This is a genomic window from Pseudomonas sp. P179 (assembly GCF_000478485.2).
GTDB lineage: Bacteria > Pseudomonadota > Gammaproteobacteria > Pseudomonadales > Pseudomonadaceae > Pseudomonas > Pseudomonas aeruginosa.
This window is the reverse complement of the sequence record NZ_KI517354.1, coordinates 1,192,398-1,207,650: the sequence shown is the minus strand read 5'-3', so window position 1 is coordinate 1,207,650 and position 15,253 is coordinate 1,192,398. Positions and strand designations below refer to the sequence as shown.

Annotated in this window: 14 protein-coding genes; 5 read left to right on the top strand and 9 right to left on the bottom strand. The window is 67.2% G+C overall.

Annotation, left to right across the window (positions count from 1 at the left end):
• The first annotated feature begins 6 nt into the window (after window positions 1–6).
• Window positions 7–669 carry a bifunctional 4-hydroxy-2-oxoglutarate aldolase/2-dehydro-3-deoxy-phosphogluconate aldolase gene (locus HMPREF1224_RS18225; protein WP_003119711.1) on the top strand — a complete coding sequence of 221 codons (663 nt, stop codon included), beginning with the start codon at window positions 7–9 and terminating at the stop codon, window positions 667–669.
• Between the two features lie 89 nt (window positions 670–758).
• On the opposite strand, the gene HMPREF1224_RS18220 is transcribed toward HMPREF1224_RS18225, so the two are convergent.
• The gene (locus HMPREF1224_RS18220) at window positions 759–1,196 is read right to left on the bottom strand and encodes an NUDIX hydrolase (protein WP_003107683.1); all 438 of its coding nucleotides are present in this window, start codon (window positions 1,194–1,196) and stop codon (window positions 759–761) included.
• A 147-nt stretch (window positions 1,197–1,343) separates the two neighbouring features.
• Between HMPREF1224_RS18220 and rluB the strand changes: the two genes are divergently transcribed.
• Both rluB and HMPREF1224_RS18210 read left to right on the top strand, forming a co-directional pair.
• Entirely contained in the window at window positions 1,344–2,504 is a 1,161-nt protein-coding gene (rluB, locus tag HMPREF1224_RS18215) for a 23S rRNA pseudouridine(2605) synthase RluB (RefSeq protein WP_003113439.1), read from the top strand.
• Between the two features lie 92 nt (window positions 2,505–2,596).
• The gene (locus HMPREF1224_RS18210; RefSeq protein ID WP_003105927.1) at window positions 2,597–2,974 is read left to right on the top strand and encodes a hypothetical protein; all 378 of its coding nucleotides are present in this window, start codon (window positions 2,597–2,599) and stop codon (window positions 2,972–2,974) included.
• A gap of 106 nt (window positions 2,975–3,080) precedes the next feature.
• Here HMPREF1224_RS18210 and HMPREF1224_RS18205 read toward each other — a convergent pair whose 3' ends face one another.
• From HMPREF1224_RS18205 to HMPREF1224_RS18170, 8 genes are all read right to left on the bottom strand, one after another.
• Window positions 3,081–4,004, bottom strand: a complete 924-nt coding sequence (locus HMPREF1224_RS18205; RefSeq protein WP_003105929.1) for a GGDEF domain-containing protein — start codon at window positions 4,002–4,004, stop codon at window positions 3,081–3,083.
• Between the two features lie 228 nt (window positions 4,005–4,232).
• The gene (gene gltS / locus HMPREF1224_RS18200; RefSeq protein ID WP_003105930.1) at window positions 4,233–5,447 is read right to left on the bottom strand and encodes a sodium/glutamate symporter; all 1,215 of its coding nucleotides are present in this window, start codon (window positions 5,445–5,447) and stop codon (window positions 4,233–4,235) included.
• A 38-nt stretch (window positions 5,448–5,485) separates the two neighbouring features.
• The gene (gene hutG, locus HMPREF1224_RS18195) at window positions 5,486–6,421 is read right to left on the bottom strand and encodes a formimidoylglutamase (protein WP_003113438.1); all 936 of its coding nucleotides are present in this window, start codon (window positions 6,419–6,421) and stop codon (window positions 5,486–5,488) included.
• A gap of 15 nt (window positions 6,422–6,436) precedes the next feature.
• Entirely contained in the window at window positions 6,437–7,165 is a 729-nt protein-coding gene (locus HMPREF1224_RS18190; protein WP_003113437.1) for an IclR family transcriptional regulator, read from the bottom strand.
• Window positions 7,166–7,323: 158 nt separating this feature from the next.
• The gene (locus HMPREF1224_RS18185) at window positions 7,324–8,064 is read right to left on the bottom strand and encodes a YciK family oxidoreductase (RefSeq protein ID WP_003113436.1); all 741 of its coding nucleotides are present in this window, start codon (window positions 8,062–8,064) and stop codon (window positions 7,324–7,326) included.
• Between the two features lie 64 nt (window positions 8,065–8,128).
• The gene (mupP, locus tag HMPREF1224_RS18180) at window positions 8,129–8,809 is read right to left on the bottom strand and encodes an N-acetylmuramic acid 6-phosphate phosphatase MupP (RefSeq protein WP_010895650.1); all 681 of its coding nucleotides are present in this window, start codon (window positions 8,807–8,809) and stop codon (window positions 8,129–8,131) included.
• On the bottom strand, window positions 8,806–9,504 hold the full coding sequence (ubiG, locus tag HMPREF1224_RS18175) for a bifunctional 2-polyprenyl-6-hydroxyphenol methylase/3-demethylubiquinol 3-O-methyltransferase UbiG (protein ID WP_003113434.1): 699 nt from the start codon (window positions 9,502–9,504) through the stop codon (window positions 8,806–8,808). Before ubiG ends, mupP begins: the two co-directional genes overlap by 4 nt.
• A gap of 150 nt (window positions 9,505–9,654) precedes the next feature.
• The gene (locus HMPREF1224_RS18170) at window positions 9,655–10,989 is read right to left on the bottom strand and encodes a TRZ/ATZ family hydrolase (RefSeq protein ID WP_003113433.1); all 1,335 of its coding nucleotides are present in this window, start codon (window positions 10,987–10,989) and stop codon (window positions 9,655–9,657) included.
• 109 nt (window positions 10,990–11,098) lie between these two features.
• On the opposite strand from HMPREF1224_RS18170, the gene mtnA reads away from it, so the two are divergent.
• Together mtnA and gyrA are read left to right on the top strand one after the other, a co-directional pair.
• Window positions 11,099–12,175 carry an S-methyl-5-thioribose-1-phosphate isomerase gene (gene mtnA, locus HMPREF1224_RS18165; protein ID WP_003091449.1) on the top strand — a complete coding sequence of 359 codons (1,077 nt, stop codon included), beginning with the start codon at window positions 11,099–11,101 and terminating at the stop codon, window positions 12,173–12,175.
• Between the two features lie 236 nt (window positions 12,176–12,411).
• Window positions 12,412–15,183 (top strand): DNA gyrase subunit A, encoded by a 2,772-nt coding sequence (gene gyrA, locus HMPREF1224_RS18160; RefSeq protein WP_003091448.1) that lies wholly within the window; start codon window positions 12,412–12,414, stop codon window positions 15,181–15,183.
• Window positions 15,184–15,253 lie beyond the last annotated feature (70 nt).

Genomic DNA, 15,253 nt, shown 5'->3' with positions numbered 1-15,253 from the left:
GTAGCCATGCACAACCTTGAACAGAAGACCGCCCGCATCGACACGCTGTGCCGGGAGGCGCGCATCCTCCCGGTGATCACCATCGACCGCGAGGCGGACATCCTGCCGATGGCCGATGCCCTCGCCGCCGGCGGCCTGACCGCCCTGGAGATCACCCTGCGCACGACGCACGGGCTGACCGCCATCCGGCGCCTCAGCGAGGAGCGCCCGCACCTGCGTATCGGCGCCGGCACCGTGCTCGACCCGCAGACCTTCGCTGCCGCGGAAAAGGCCGGGGCGAGCTTCGTGGTCACCCCGGGTTGCACCGACGAGTTGCTGCGCTTCGCCCTGGACAGCGAAGTCCCGCTGTTGCCCGGCGTGGCCAGCGCTTCCGAGATCATGCTCGCCTACCGCCATGGCTACCGCCGCTTCAAGCTGTTTCCCGCCGAAGTCAGCGGCGGCCCGGCGGCGCTGAAGGCGTTCTCGGGACCATTCCCCGATATCCGCTTCTGCCCCACCGGAGGCGTCAGCCTGAACAATCTCGCCGACTACCTGGCGGTACCCAACGTGATGTGCGTCGGCGGCACCTGGATGCTGCCCAAGGCCGTGGTCGACCGCGGCGACTGGGCCCAGGTCGAGCGCCTCAGCCGCGAAGCCCTGGAGCGCTTCGCCGAGCACCGCAGACACTGAGACTGCCCGCCTGGGCATGCCCGGCTTCGGCCGGGTTTTTTTATGCCGTCCGGATTATCCGGGGCGTGGAACGGCTAACGTCATCGGCGTTATTCGCCGATGCGCCGGCGTTCCCGCAGATAGTCGCCGAGCCGGCTCTGCAGGTAGGGTACGGCCATGGCATGCGCGAGGTAGGCGTCCACCTCCATCAATCGCCAGTATTGTCCTTCGTCGCCGAAGCGGATGGCCTCGAACTCGCGGTCCTCCAGGCGCGCCACCAGGAAGTAGGCGAAGGGCGCGCTGCCGCTGGTGCTCGGATACTGTCGCTGCCATTCGATACGAGGTTCTTCCAGGCGGATGGAGAACTCTTCCTCGAGTTCGCGCAGGGCGCATTCGGCAGGCGTCTCCAGGCCCTCACGGCCGCCGCCGGGAAAGTCCCAGTAGCCGGGGAAGGGAATGCCGGGTTTTTCGTCGCGTTTGTAGACGACCAGGTGGTCGCCATAGAACAGCGCCAGCTTGGCGCCGCTGAAGGGAGGGACATCGTGCACCGGAGCCTCCGGGTGGCGGGGTGGGTGAACCCGGCCTAGTCTAGCGGGATTGTCCGGGTTTCCGCCCGGGGACGGTGCTTTGTCCTGACGAAGCGCGTATGATGCGCGCCCTTCGATTCGTTGCCAGCCACACCGGGAGGTGCCCAGATGAACGATACCCCAGAGAATCCCCACGTACCGGTCGGGGAAAAATTGCAGAAAGTCCTCGCCCGTCTCGGCGTCGGTTCCCGGCGCGACGTAGAAGTGTGGATCGCCGAAGGTCGGGTCAACGTCAATGGCAGCGTGGCCAGCCTCGGCCAGCGGGTCGACAGCCACGATGCTATCACCGTCGATGGCCACCTGATCCGCCGCGAAGAGGCCGCCGAGAGTGTCCGTCGCGTGCTGATCTACAACAAGCCGGAAGGCGAGGTCTGCACCCGCGACGATCCGGAAGGCCGCCCGACCATCTTCGACCGCCTGCCGCGCCTGCGCACCGGTCGCTGGATCAATGTCGGTCGCCTGGACATCAATACCACCGGCCTGCTGCTGTTCACCACCGATGGCGAACTGGCCAACCGCCTGATGCATCCTTCCTATGAGATGGACCGTGAATACGCGGTACGGGTGCGCGGCGAGGTCACCGAAGAGATGATCGAGCGCCTGCTCAACGGCGTGATGCTCGAGGACGGCCCGGCCAAGTTCAGCGATATCCAGCAGGCGCCGGGCGGCGAAGGCTTCAACCACTGGTACCACTGCGTAGTGATGGAGGGCCGCAACCGCGAGGTGCGCCGGTTGTGGGAATCCCAGGGGTTGGTGGTCAGCCGCCTCAAGCGGGTGCGTTTCGGCCCGGTGTTCCTGACCTCCGAGCTGACCATGGGCCGCTACCGCGAAATGGACCAGCGCGAGATCGACATCCTCAGCGAGGAAGTCGGCCTCAAGCCAGTGGCCCTGCCGGGCATGACCACCAAGGCGCGCGAGAAGGCCGAACGCCAGCAGCGCAAGCAGGCCCGTCCGCTGGCGCGCAGCGAGCGTCCGGAAGCCGGGCGCAAGCGTGCGCCGCGGCGCGAGGACGGCGAAAATGCCGCTCGTCGCGCGCCGGCTTCGCGTCCCGCGCGCGGTCCGCAGCCGAGCGCCGAGCGCAAGGGGCGCGAGCAGGGCACTCCGGTTGCCGAGCGGCCCCGCGAGAGCAACCGCAAGCCGCGCCCGAGCAAGCCGCGCGACGAGCGTCCGGCCAGCGCGCCGGGCGACAAGCCGGCGGCCCGCAAGCCGCAGGTCAAGCGGCGGCCGAAACCGGCCGGCGACGGTATGCGTCCGGGCTTCCGCCGCTGAGCGGAAAGCGCCCTGGAAAGGCCCCTTCGGGGGCCTTTTTCATGCCTGGGAATCGGTGTCTAATGGTCGCCCGCACGCAAGGAGGTGGTGAAATGCACAGGATCCTGGCTATCGCGCTCTGCATGCTATGGAGCGTCGCCGGGCTGGCCGCGGATGCGGCGATGCCGGCGCAGAGCTGCGCAAGCCTTGGCGAGGCGACGGCCGGCCCCGAGGACAACTTCCGTCCGCCGCTGGAGGGCGAGGTGATCGACAAGGGGCGCGCCTATTTCCACAGCGCGCCGCGTGCCGACTGTGTCACCGGGGTCTTCGTGATTCCCGGCGACTTCATCACTGTCTACAAGCCGAGCGGCGAGTGGCTGAACGTCATGTACGTGGCTCGAGACGGCAAGGAAACCAGCGGCTGGCTGCTGGAGAAGCGCGTCCGCTTGCGCCAGGCCTTTGGCGGCCCGGACGAGCCGGCGCAGCCATAAGAGGCAGGACCTTGGCGGAAACCGTGACTGCGCCGGTGAGAGCCGTTGCTACTGCCGTCGCCCGATGCGCCCGCTCCGCGCTTCGGGGTGTGCGAGTCGGCAAGCCTCAGGCGCAGCGCAGGCGGTTGCGGCCGTCGCGCTTGGCTTCGTAGAGCGCCTCGTCGACCCGTCGCAGCAGGTCGTCGCTGCCTTCGCCGGGCCGCAGGTCGGCGCAACCGAGGCTGATCGACAGCTTCAGCGGTTCGCCGGCGTGCCGGTAGTCCAGTTCCTCCACCGCCTGGCGCAGGCGTTCGCCGACCATGCAGGCAGCCTGCAGCGGCGTGCTGGACAGCAGGACGAGGAATTCCTCGCCGCCGAAGCGGAACACCATGTCGACATTGCGCAGGTGGTCCTTGATGGTTTCCGCCACGGCCTTGAGGGCTTCGTCGCCGACGGCGTGACCGTAGTGGTCGTTGACCCGCTTGAAGTGGTCGATATCGAGCATCAGCACCGAGAGCGGTTGCAGGTTGCGCCGGGCCAGTTCCAGTTCGCGGCCGAGCGCCTGGTCCATGGCGATGCGGTTGCCGGTGCCGGTCAGGGCGTCGCGCAGGGCGGTCTGGATCGCGGCGCGATAGAGCAGGGCGTTGCGCAGCGGGAACAGCAGGGTGCCGAGCAGGCTCTCCAGTTGCCGTTGTTCGTCTTCGCCGAGGCGCTGGCGGCGACGGAAGATCAGTTCGCCGAGGTAGTCGCTGTCATGGCTCAGGCGATAGCTCACCGAATGCTTGGCGCTGCTGCCGAACTCCAGGCGCAGGTCGGAGCCCGGATGGCGGTAGCCAAGGGCGTCCAGCGGGATCAGTTGGCGGACTTCCTCGAAGAACAGGCCGAGAATCCGCTCTGCCTCCAGGCTGCTCTGCAACTGTAGGGTCAGTTGCTGGCGCAACTCCGTCAGGTTGCTGGCGCGCGGCCCGCTGGCGTTGCCGCCGGGCTGGGGGCCGCGCTTCTGCTTGGCGGCGTCGAAATCGATGGTATTGGACTGCTTGGGAGGAGCCATGCGCGGAACCTCTGGCGCGAAAGACGGCGACAGTAGGGCTAAGGCGAGTTTCGTGCCAGCCAACTGAAGAACGGAGAAATCAGAGGCACAGACAGGTTTTCCTAGGAATGGTTTCCACATTCTGTAGGAATTTCGGAGAGATTTCGACGGAATAATGGCGTTTTGCTGGCGAGTGGCCGAGGCGCTCGTCGGAAAGCTGGCGCTCCGCTAGCGGAGCGCCGCCATGGTTCAACTGAAGGCGTTGATGAACCAGGTGATCGCCGGGATGGCGACGAGATCGATCAGTACCGCGCCGCACAGGGGCACGATGATGAAGGCCTTGTGCGAGAACACCCGATAGTGCTCGCAGACCGCGCCCATGTTGGCCACCGCGTTGGGCGTGGCGCCCAGGCCGTGGCCGAGGAAGCCGGCGCAGAGCACCGCGGCGTCGTAGTTGCGGCCGAGCAGGCGGAACAGCACGAAGATCGTCAGTAGCAACAGCACCGCGACCTGGATGAACAGTACGCCGAGCAGCGGCAGGCCGAGGTTCTCCAGCTCCCAGAACTTCAGGCTCATCATCGCCATGGTCAGGAAGATGCCCAGGCAGACGTCGCCCAGGGTACCGACGGCGTGGTCCGGAATGCGCAGCCAGCCGAGCCGGTCGTCGAGGTTGCGCAGGACGATGGCGATGAACATCGCCCCGACATAACTGGGCAGCACCAGGCCCAGGCGTTCCTCGAGCGCGTCGCCGAGCCAGAAGCCGAGCACCATCACCAGCAGCACGCAGGTCAGCAGGCGCAGCAGGAGATTGCCGTCCAGCGTGGCCGCCGCATGCTGGCGTCGCTCCTGCTGGCCGAGGGCTTCCAGCCGATTGTCGCTTTCCGCCTGCACCGGCAGGCGGTTGCGTTCGATCAGCCAGCGCGCCACCGGGCTGCCGAGCAGCCCGCCAGCGACCATGCCGAAGGTGGCCGAGGCCAGCGCCACGGTGGTCGCGCCCTGGGCGCCGAGCCCTTCCGCAACCGGGCCGAAGGCCGCCGCCGCGCCGAAGCCGCCTTCCAGCGAGACCGCGCCGGCCATGATCCCGAGCAACGGGTCGAGGCCGAGCAGTCCGGCGCTGCCGACGCCGATCAGGTTCTGCAGTATCGCCAGCGCCCAGCAGGCCGACAGGTAGACCAGCAGGGTCTTGCCGCCCTTGCGCAGCAGGCCGAGGCTGCCACCGAGGCCGACGGTGGTGAAGAACGCCACCATCAGGGGTGTCTGCAGGCTGGTGTCGAGGCCGATGTCGAGCCAGCCGCGATCCCTGAGCAGCCAGACCAGGAAGGCGAAGCCGAAGCCGGCGATCACCGGCGACGGTACGCACAGACGTGTCAGCCAGCGGCTGCGCTTCTTCAATTGGCTGCCGAGGGCGAGCAGGAGCAGGGCGAGGGCGGTGGTGGACAGGGCGTCCAGGTGCAATGTCGGCATGGCGTGGCTCTATTGTTGTTGTGTGGGCGAAAGGGCGATCAGTTGACCAGGCTGTCGACCAGGCGCGCGGCGATCCGGGCGGTGCGCTGGTCGCTATCGAGTTGCGGGTTGAGTTCGGCGATGTCAGCCAGGCGCAGCTTGCCGCTGGCCTTGGCGCGGCGGACCAGGTGCTCCACCACCGGCATCTCCACGCCGTGCGCCGAGGGCGCGCTGACGCCGGGCGCCTGGGCGGCCGGGAGTACGTCGAGGCAAACGGTCAGGTAGAGGTGGTCGACGGATTGCAGGAAGCCGTCGAGGAAGGCTTCGCTGCGTTCCAGGTTCCACGGCTGCAACTGACGGTCCAGCAGGTAGCGCACACCCAGGCGCTGGGCCTGGTCGAACAGCGCCGCGGTGTTGCTCAGGCGGCTGATGCCCAGGCAGCAGTAGGCGAACGGCCAGTCGCTGGCCTGGCAGAGTTCGGCGATCTGGCGGAACGGCGTGCCGGAGCTGGCCCGTTCGGCGTGGCGCAGGTCGAAATGCGCGTCGAAATTGAGGATACCGATGCGCGGCAGGCGCTCATGCCGACTCAAGTGGCGGGCGAGGCCGGCGAAGCTGGCGTAGGCGATTTCGTGGCCGCCGCCCAGTCCGACCACCCGGTGGCCGCACGCGAGCAGGTCGGCGACGCGTTGCGCGTAGCATTCCTGGGCGGCTTCCAGATCGTCGCCGGCGACGATGTCGCCGGCGTCGTAGATCGCTTGCTCGCCGTGCCAGGCCAGGTTGGCCAGCGCGCGACGCAAGGCTGGCGGTCCGTGGCGCGCGCCCTGGCGACCCTGGTTGCGGCGCACGCCTTCGTCGCTGGCGAACCCGAGCAGCACGCTGGCCGCTTCGGCGTCGTCTGCGTAGGGACGCATCCATTGGTGCCAGCGCCGCGCGTCGGCGCCTTCCTGGCTATCGATCCGGCCTTGCCAGAGGCTCATGTCGGGGGCGGGGTACATCGAAACTCCTGTCGGTCAGTCCAGCCGCGCGGAAAGTCGCGCGGCGGCGTCGAGGGTCCATTGCCGCAAGCATTCGCTGCGCGACTGGGCGCGCAAGGCGGGGGCCATCAGGCTGAGGGCGCCGTGCAGGCGCTGGCGGCTGTCCAGCAGCGGTACGCTGATGCCCCAGACGCCTTCGTCGATCTCGCCCTGGCTGACGGCGTAGCCCTGTTCGCGGATCAGCCGGAGTTCCTGCTCCAGCTTGTCGATACGCTCGGCGGAGAGTTCCTGGGCGAGGTACAGCTCCTCGCGCCGTTCGTCCTCCAGGTGCGCCAGCAGGGCTTTGGCCGAGGCGCCATGCAACAGCGGCTGCGCCAGCCCTTTCTGGTAGCAGCAGCGCAGCGGCTGCGGACTGTCGAACAGTTCCAGGCAGATCGCCTGCTGGTTGCTGGCCACCATCAGCGCCACGCTCTCCTGGCTCAGGTCGGCCAGGCGCTTGAGTTCCGGTTTGGCGAGACCGATCAGCGAGGCCTCGCGATCGAATTTCTTCGCCAGTTGCAGGCAGGCCGGGCCGGGCAGGTAGCGGCCCTGGCCGGCCTGTTCTTCGGCCAGGCCCCAGCGCAACAGGGTCTTCAGGTGCCGGTAGGTGCTGCTCAGCGGCTGCCCCAGGGTCAGCGACAGCTCCTTGGCAGACAGGGCTTCGGGAGCCTGGCCGAGGGCAATGAGGATCTGCAGCAGGCGATCGGTGGGGGAATGCTTCGACATGGGAACTCCTTGACCCACAGGGTGAAGGCGATTTCCCGGAAAATGAAACCACTTTCCCACTCAGTGGGAAAAATATGCAAAAAGAATGGGAAGTTCCGGACGGGAAGAGGGAAGGGAAGGACAGGGCAGCCTCGCCGGGCGGCGAGGCTGCCGGGGAATCACTGGGCGTCGAAGGCCTGGCCGTTGACGCCGGCGCTGTCCGGCCCCATGAGGTACAGGTAGACCGGCATGATCTCCTCGCCGGTGGGGTTGTTCAGCGGGTTTTCCCCAGGGTAGGCGAGGGCGCGCATACTGGTGCGGGTGGCGCCGGGGTTGACGCTGTTGGCGCGGATCGCGCTGGTACCGTCGAGTTCGTCGGCAAGGGTCTGCATCAGGCCCTCGGTGGCGAACTTCGATACCGAATAGGCGCCCCAGTAGGCGCGGCCCTTCCGGCCCACGCTGCTCGAGGTAAAGATGATTGAGGCGTCGCTGGAGAGCTTCATCAGCGGCAGCATGGCGGTGGTCAGCATGAACATGGCATTGACGTTCACCTGCATCACGCGCATGAAGTTCTCCCCGGAAATCTGCTGCATCGGTGAGCGCGGACCGAGGATCGAAGCGTTGTGCAGCAGGCCGTCGATGTGGCCGAACTCGTTCTCCAGGGTTGCCGCCAGTTCCTCGAACTGGTGCGGCTGGGCGGTCTCCAGGTTGAACGGGATCACGGCGGCCTGCGGATGGCCGGCGGCCTCGATGGCGTCGTAGACCTCGTTCAGGTACTCCTCGGTCTTGCCCAGCAGCAGCACGGTGGCGCCGTGGGCGGCGAAGGTCTTGGCGGCGGCGGCGCCGATGCCGCGGCCGGCGCCGGTGACCAGGATCACGCGGTCTTTCAGCAGGTCGGGGCGGGCGGAGTACTGGAACATGTCGAATCCTTTGAATGCATGACCCGCCTGGCGGCGGGTCGTTGTCTGTCGGCGGCGCTGCGGATCAGCAGTCGCAGAGCGCGCGGTCGAGAACGTCGATGAGTTCGCGCGGGTGGTCGACGATCACGTCGGCGCCCCAGTGCGCGGGGTTGTCTTCGGGGTGGATGTAGCCGTAGCGCACCGCCGCGGTCTTGGTCCCGGCGTCGCGGCCGGATTCGATGTCGCGCAGGTCGTCGCCGATGAACAGCACCCTCGACGGATCGATGCCGAGCTGGCTACAGGCCAGTAGCAGCGGCTCGGGATCGGGCTTGCTGCGGGTCACGTGGTCCGGACAGACCAGCACCCTGGAACGCTCGGCGTAGCCCAGGCGCTGCATGATCGGTTCGGCGAAGCGCACCGGCTTGTTGGTCACCACGCCCCAGATCAACCCGGCTTTCTCGATCGCCGCGAGCAGTTCGGGGATGCCGTCGTAGGGCCGGCTGAGAACCGCGCAATGCTCCTGGTAGCGGTCGAGGAACTCCTGGCGCAGGGGTTCCACTTCCGGGCTGTCCAGCGACAGGCCGAAGGCCGCGGCAACCATCGCGCGCGCGCCGCCGGAGACCACGTCGCGCACCCGTTGCTCGTCCACCGGCGGCAGGCCGTGGGCGGCACGCATGGCCTGGGTGATGGCGATGAAGTCCGGCGCCGTGTCGAGCAGGGTGCCATCCATGTCGAACAGTACCGCTTTGAGCCGCATGCGCTTCACGCCTCCCGCTTGGTCTGGACCATGTAGTTGACGTCGACGTCGTTGGCCAGCTTGTAGTGCTTGGTCAGCGGGTTGTAGGTCAGGCCGATGATGTCCTTGACCTCGAGACCGGCCTCGCGCGACCAGGCGCCGAGTTCCGACGGACGAATGAACTTGCGGAAATCGTGGGTCCCGCGCGGCAGCAACTGGAGGATGTATTCCGCGCCGATCACCGCGAACAGGTAGGCCTTGGGATTGCGGTTGATGGTCGAGAGGAATACCTGTCCGCCCGGCTTGACCAGGCGGTGGCAGGCGCGGATCACCGAGGCCGGGTCCGGCACGTGTTCGAGCATCTCCAGGCAGGTGACCACGTCGAATTGCCCGGGCATTTCCTCGGCCATCTGCTCGGCGGTGATCTGCCGGTAGTCGACGGCGACGCCGGATTCCAGCTGGTGCAGGCGCGCCACCGCGAGCGGCGCTTCGCCCATGTCGATGCCGGTGACGCTGGCGCCGCGCTGGGCCATGGCTTCGCTGAGGATGCCGCCGCCGCAACCGATGTCGAGCACCTTCTTGCCGGCCAGGCCGGCGCGCTCGTCGATCCAGTTGACGCGCAGCGGGTTGATGTCGTGGAGCGGCTTGAACTCGCTCTCGCGGTCCCACCAGCGATGGGCCAGTGCCTCGAATTTGGCGATCTCGGCGTGGTCGACGTTGCTCATAATCGTTCCCGTTGAAGAGTGAAGCCTTTGGGGGAAGGGCCGCGGCGGCGGAATCCAATCCTTCATGTTGCCAGCTTTGGCGGAGGGATGGGGCCGGCGGCGGTTCGCCTTCCTATGTCAGTTTGTCGCAGCGGGGCGGCCCGCCGCGGTTCAGGACCTGTCGCTGGCGGCGATCTTCGCCCCCCATTCGCGGGCCCTGGCGATCAGGCGCTGTTCGTCGTGACGGAGCAGGCGGCCGTCGTCGAGGAGTTGCCTGCCGCCGACCCAGACGTGCCGCACGCAGTCGCGGCCGCTGGCATAGATAAGTTGCGAAACCGGGTCGTAGACCGGTTGCTGGGCCAGGCCGGACAGGTCGAAGGCCACCAGGTCGGCGGCCTTGCCGGCTTCCAGGGAGCCGATCAGGCGCTCCAGGCCAAGCGCGCGGGCGCCGTTCAGGGTGGCCATGCGCAGCGCGCGGTGGGCGTCGAGGGCGGTGGCCTGGCCGTACACGGCCTTGGCCAGCAGCGCCGCGGTGCGGGTCTCGCCGAGCAGGTCGAGATCGTTGTTGCTCGCCGCGCCGTCGGTGCCGATGGCCACGTTGACCCCGGCCTGCCAGAGCTTTTCCACCGGGCAGAAGCCGCTGGCCAGCTTGAGGTTGGATTCCGGGCAGTGGATCACCGAGCTGTTGGTTTCCACCAGCATCGCCAGGTCGTCGTTGTCTACCTGGGTCATGTGCACCGCCTGGAAGCGTGGGCCGAGCAGGCCGAGGCGGTGCAGGCGGGCCAGCGGGCGCTCGCCGTTGCGCTCCATGGCCTGCTCCACCTCGAAGGCGGTCTCGTGGACATGCATCTGGATGCTGGCGTCGAGTTCCTCGGTGAGCACCAGGATCTGCTCCAGCTTGTCGTCGCTCACCGTATAAGGTGCGTGCGGGCCGAAGGCGATGCGGATGCGCGGGTGGTGCTTGAGGTCGTCGAACAGCGCCATGCCCTGGCGGATCGCCTCGGCGCTGTCGCGGGCGCCGGGGATCGGGAAGTCCAGTACCGGGATCGCCACCTGGGCGCGGACCCCGCTGTCATGGACCACGCCGCAGATGGCCTGTGGATAGAAGTACATGTCGGAGAAACAGGTGATGCCGCCCTTTACCTGTTCGGCGATGGCCAGCTCCGTGCCGTCGCGGATGAAATCCTCGCTGACCCATTGGCCTTCGGCCGGCCAGATGTGGTCCTGCAGCCAGGTCATCAGCGGCAGGTCGTCGGCGAGACCGCGGAACAGACTCATCGCCGAATGGCCGTGGGCGTTGACCAGACCGGGGGCGAGCAGCATGCCCGGCAATTCGCGGATTTCCGTGGCGCCATGGCGCATGGCCTGCTCGCGCGGCGCGACCAGGGCGATCTGGCCGTCGCGGATGCCCAGCGCGTGGTCGCGCAGCACCACCCCGGCGGGCTCCACGGGGACGATCCAGGTCGGCAGCAGGAGGAGGTCGAAGGGGTTACGGACGTTGGGCATGGCGGCGCATCCTGGGCGCAGAGCGGGAAGCCGGAAGTATACCCGAGCGTCCGCGGCTGGGGCTCGTTATAATCCGCAGCTTTTCCGTGATTCAGCGAGAGGTGTGTGCATGCGAGAGCGACTGCTGGCGGCCGAGCGGGTCAAGGCGATCGAGTGGCGGGACGGTACGCTGCGGTTGCTGGATCAGCGCCTGCTGCCCCAGGAGGAGGTCTGGCTCGAACACGAGTCGGCGGCCGAGGTGGCCAAGGCCATTCGCGATATGGTCGTGCGCGGCGCGCCGGCCATCGGCATCAGCGCCGCCTACGGCATCGTCCTTGGCGCCCGCGCGCGCCTGGCGCAGGGCGGCGACTGGCGCGCCGCGCTGGAGGAGGACTTCCGCCTGCTGGCCGACTCGCGACCCACGGCGGTCAACCTGTTCTGGGCGCTGAACCGCATGCGCGACCGTCTGGAGCGAATGAAAGAGGGCGACCAGCCGCTGGCGGTGCTGGAAGCCGAGGCGATCTCCATCCATGAAAGCGACCGCGAGGCCAACCTGACCATGGCCCAGTTGGGCATGGAGCTGATCCGCAAGCAGCAGGGCAGCCCGCAGAACATCCTCACCCACTGCAATACCGGCGCCCTGGCGACCGGCGGGTTCGGCACCGCGCTGGGGGTGATCCGCGCCGCGCACCTGGAAGGCCTGGTCAATCGCATCTACGCCGACGAAACCCGGCCCTGGCTCCAGGGCTCGCGACTGACCGCCTGGGAGCTGGCCAACGAAGGCATCCCGGTCAGCCTGAACGTGGATTCGGCCGCCGCGCACCTGATGAAGACCGAAAACATCACCTGGGTCATCGTCGGCGCCGACCGCATCACCGCCAATGGCGATGTCGCCAACAAGATCGGCACCTACCAGCTGGCGGTCAACGCCATGCACCACGGCGTGCGCTTCATGGTGGTGGCGCCGAGTTCGACCATCGACATGAACCTGGAGAGCGGCGAGGACATCCCGATCGAAGAGCGCGACGGTCGCGAACTGCTGGAAATCGGCGGGCGACGGGTGGCGGCCGAGGTCGATGCCTATAATCCGGTATTCGACGTGACCCCGGCGGACCTTATCGATGCCATCGTGACCGAGCGTGGCGTCGTCGAGCGTCCCGACGCCGAGCGCATGGCCGCCCTGATGAGCCGCAAGCGCCTGCATTGAACGAGGCGACTGGAGGTCGTCCCCGCCAGGGCCTTTGCCTTGGGCTGGGGCGTGGGCTGTGGTAAGCTCCGACGGTTATTCGAGCGCCCCGCGGAGGGGCCTCGAGAGTGCGCGAATCCTTGACTCAAGTCGTTGATTTGTAGTGAGTTGGCGCTGCTCGGGCATGCGCCGACCTACTTCGTTTGCCTCAGGATCGAGGCGGCGAAGTTCCACCAGAAAAAGGAACCAGGCTTCTCATGGGCGAACTGGCCAAAGAAATTCTCCCGGTCAATATCGAAGACGAGCTGAAACAGTCCTATCTCGACTACGCGATGAGCGTGATCGTCGGGCGGGCCCTGCCGGATGCACGTGACGGCCTGAAGCCGGTGCACCGCCGTGTGCTTTATGCCATGAGCGAGCTGGGCAACGACTGGAACAAGCCCTACAAGAAATCCGCCCGTGTGGTCGGCGACGTGATCGGTAAGTACCACCCGCACGGCGACACCGCGGTCTACGACACCATCGTGCGCATGGCGCAGCCGTTCTCGCTGCGCTACATGCTGGTAGACGGCCAGGGCAACTTCGGTTCGGTGGACGGCGACAACGCCGCAGCCATGCGATACACCGAAGTGCGCATGGCCAAGCTGGCCCACGAACTGCTGGCGGACCTGGAAAAGGAAACCGTCGACTGGGTGCCCAACTACGATGGCACCGAGCAGATCCCGGCGGTCATGCCGACCAAGATTCCCAACCTGCTGGTCAACGGTTCCAGCGGTATCGCCGTGGGCATGGCGACCAACATCCCGCCGCACAACCTCGGCGAAGTGATCGACGGCTGCCTGGCGCTGATGGACAACCCCGACCTGACCGTCGATGAGCTGATGCAGTACATCCCCGGTCCGGACTTCCCCACCGCCGGCATCATCAACGGCCGCGCCGGGATCATCGAGGCCTACCGCACCGGTCGCGGGCGCATCTACATCCGTGCCCGCGCCGTCGTCGAGGAGATGGAGAAGGGCGGCGGTCGCGAGCAGATTATCATCACCGAGCTGCCGTACCAGTTGAACAAGGCGCGGTTGATCGAGAAGATCGCCGAGCTGGTGAAAGAGAAGAAGATCGAGGGTATTTCCGAGCTGCGCGACGAGTCTGACAAGGACGGCATGCGCGTGGTCATCGAGCTGCGTCGCGGCGAGGTGGGCGAGGTGGTCCTCAACAACCTCTATGCCCAGACCCAGCTGCAGAGCGTGTTCGGCATCAACGTGGTGGCCCTGGTCGACGGCCAGCCGCGCACGCTGAACCTGAAGGACATGCTCGAGGTGTTCGTCCGCCACCGCCGCGAAGTGGTGACCCGGCGTACCGTCTACGAGCTGCGCAAGGCCCGCGAGCGCGGGCACATCCTGGAAGGCCAGGCGGTCGCCCTGTCGAACATCGACCCGGTGATCGAGCTGATCAAGAGTTCGCCGACCCCGGCCGAGGCCAAGGAACGCCTGATCGCCACTGCCTGGGAGTCCAGCGCGGTGGAAGCGATGGTCGAGCGTGCCGGCGCCGACGCCTGTCGTCCGGAAGACCTGGATCCGCAGTACGGCCTGCGCGACGGCAAGTACTACCTGTCGCCGGAGCAGGCCCAGGCGATCCTCGAGCTGCGCCTGCATCGCCTGACCGGCCTGGAGCACGAGAAGCTGCTCTCCGAATACCAGGAAATCCTCAACCTGATCGGCGAGCTGATCCGCATCCTGACCAACCCGGCGCGCCTGATGGAGGTGATCCGTGAGGAACTGGAAGCGGTCAAGGCCGAATTCGGCGATGCTCGCCGCACCGAGATCGTGGCTTCCCAGGTCGACCTGACCATCGCCGACCTGATCACCGAGGAAGACCGCGTGGTGACCATCTCGCACGGCGGCTACGCCAAGTCCCAGCCGCTGGCCGCCTACCAGGCGCAGCGTCGCGGCGGCAAAGGCAAGTCCGCCACCGGGATGAAGGACGAGGACTACATCGAACACCTGCTGGTGGCCAACAGCCATGCGACCCTCCTGCTGTTCTCCAGCAAGGGCAAGGTCTACTGGCTGCGTACCTTCGAGATTCCGGAAGCCTCGCGTACCGCGCGTGGCCGGCCGCTGGTGAACCTGCTGCCGCTGGATGAGGGCGAGCGGATCACCGCGATGTTGCAGATCGACCTGGAGGCGCTGCAGCAGAACGGTGGCGCCGATGACGACCTCGACGAAGCCGAAGGCGCGGTGCTCGAGGGCGAGGTGGTCGAGGCCGCCGAGGTCGAGGAAGTCGAGGGCGAGACCGCCGAGCTGGTGGCCGAGCCGACCGGCGCCTACATCTTCATGGCCACCGCCTTCGGTACCGTGAAGAAGACCCCGCTGGTGCAGTTCAGCCGTCCGCGCAGCAGCGGCCTGATCGCGCTCAAGCTGGAAGAGGGCGACACCCTGATCGCCGCCGCGATCACCGATGGCGCCAAGGAAGTCATGCTGTTCTCCAGCGCCGGCAAGGTGATCCGCTTCGCCGAGAGCGTGGTGCGCATCATGGGCCGCAACGCCCGCGGCGTACGTGGCATGCGCCTGGGCAAGGGGCAGCAGCTGATCTCCATGCTGATTCCGGAGTCCGGGGCGCAGATCCTCACCGCCTCCGAGCGCGGCTTCGGCAAGCGTACCCCGCTGAGCAAGTTCCCGCGTCGCGGCCGTGGCGGCCAGGGGGTGATCGCCATGGTCACCAACGAGCGCAACGGCGCGCTGATCGCCGCGGTACAGGTCCAGGAAGGCGAGGAGATCATGCTGATTTCCGACCAGGGCACCCTGGTGCGGACGCGTGTCGACGAAGTCTCCCTGTCCGGCCGCAATACCCAGGGCGTAACCCTGATCAAGCTCGCCAGCGACGAGGTACTGGTCGGTCTGGAGCGTGTCCAGGAGCCGTCGGGCGGAGATGACGAGGACCTGCCCGAGGGCGAGGAAGCTGCCGAATCTCTGGGCGAGTCGGCCGAGTCCGAGTCCGAGCCCGCGGCGGAAGCGGAAGGCAACGAAGAGTAAGGCTCGGGGCGGGCGCCTGCGCCCGCCCGGCCGATGACCTCGGCGGATAACTCACGGCTATCCGCCCTAC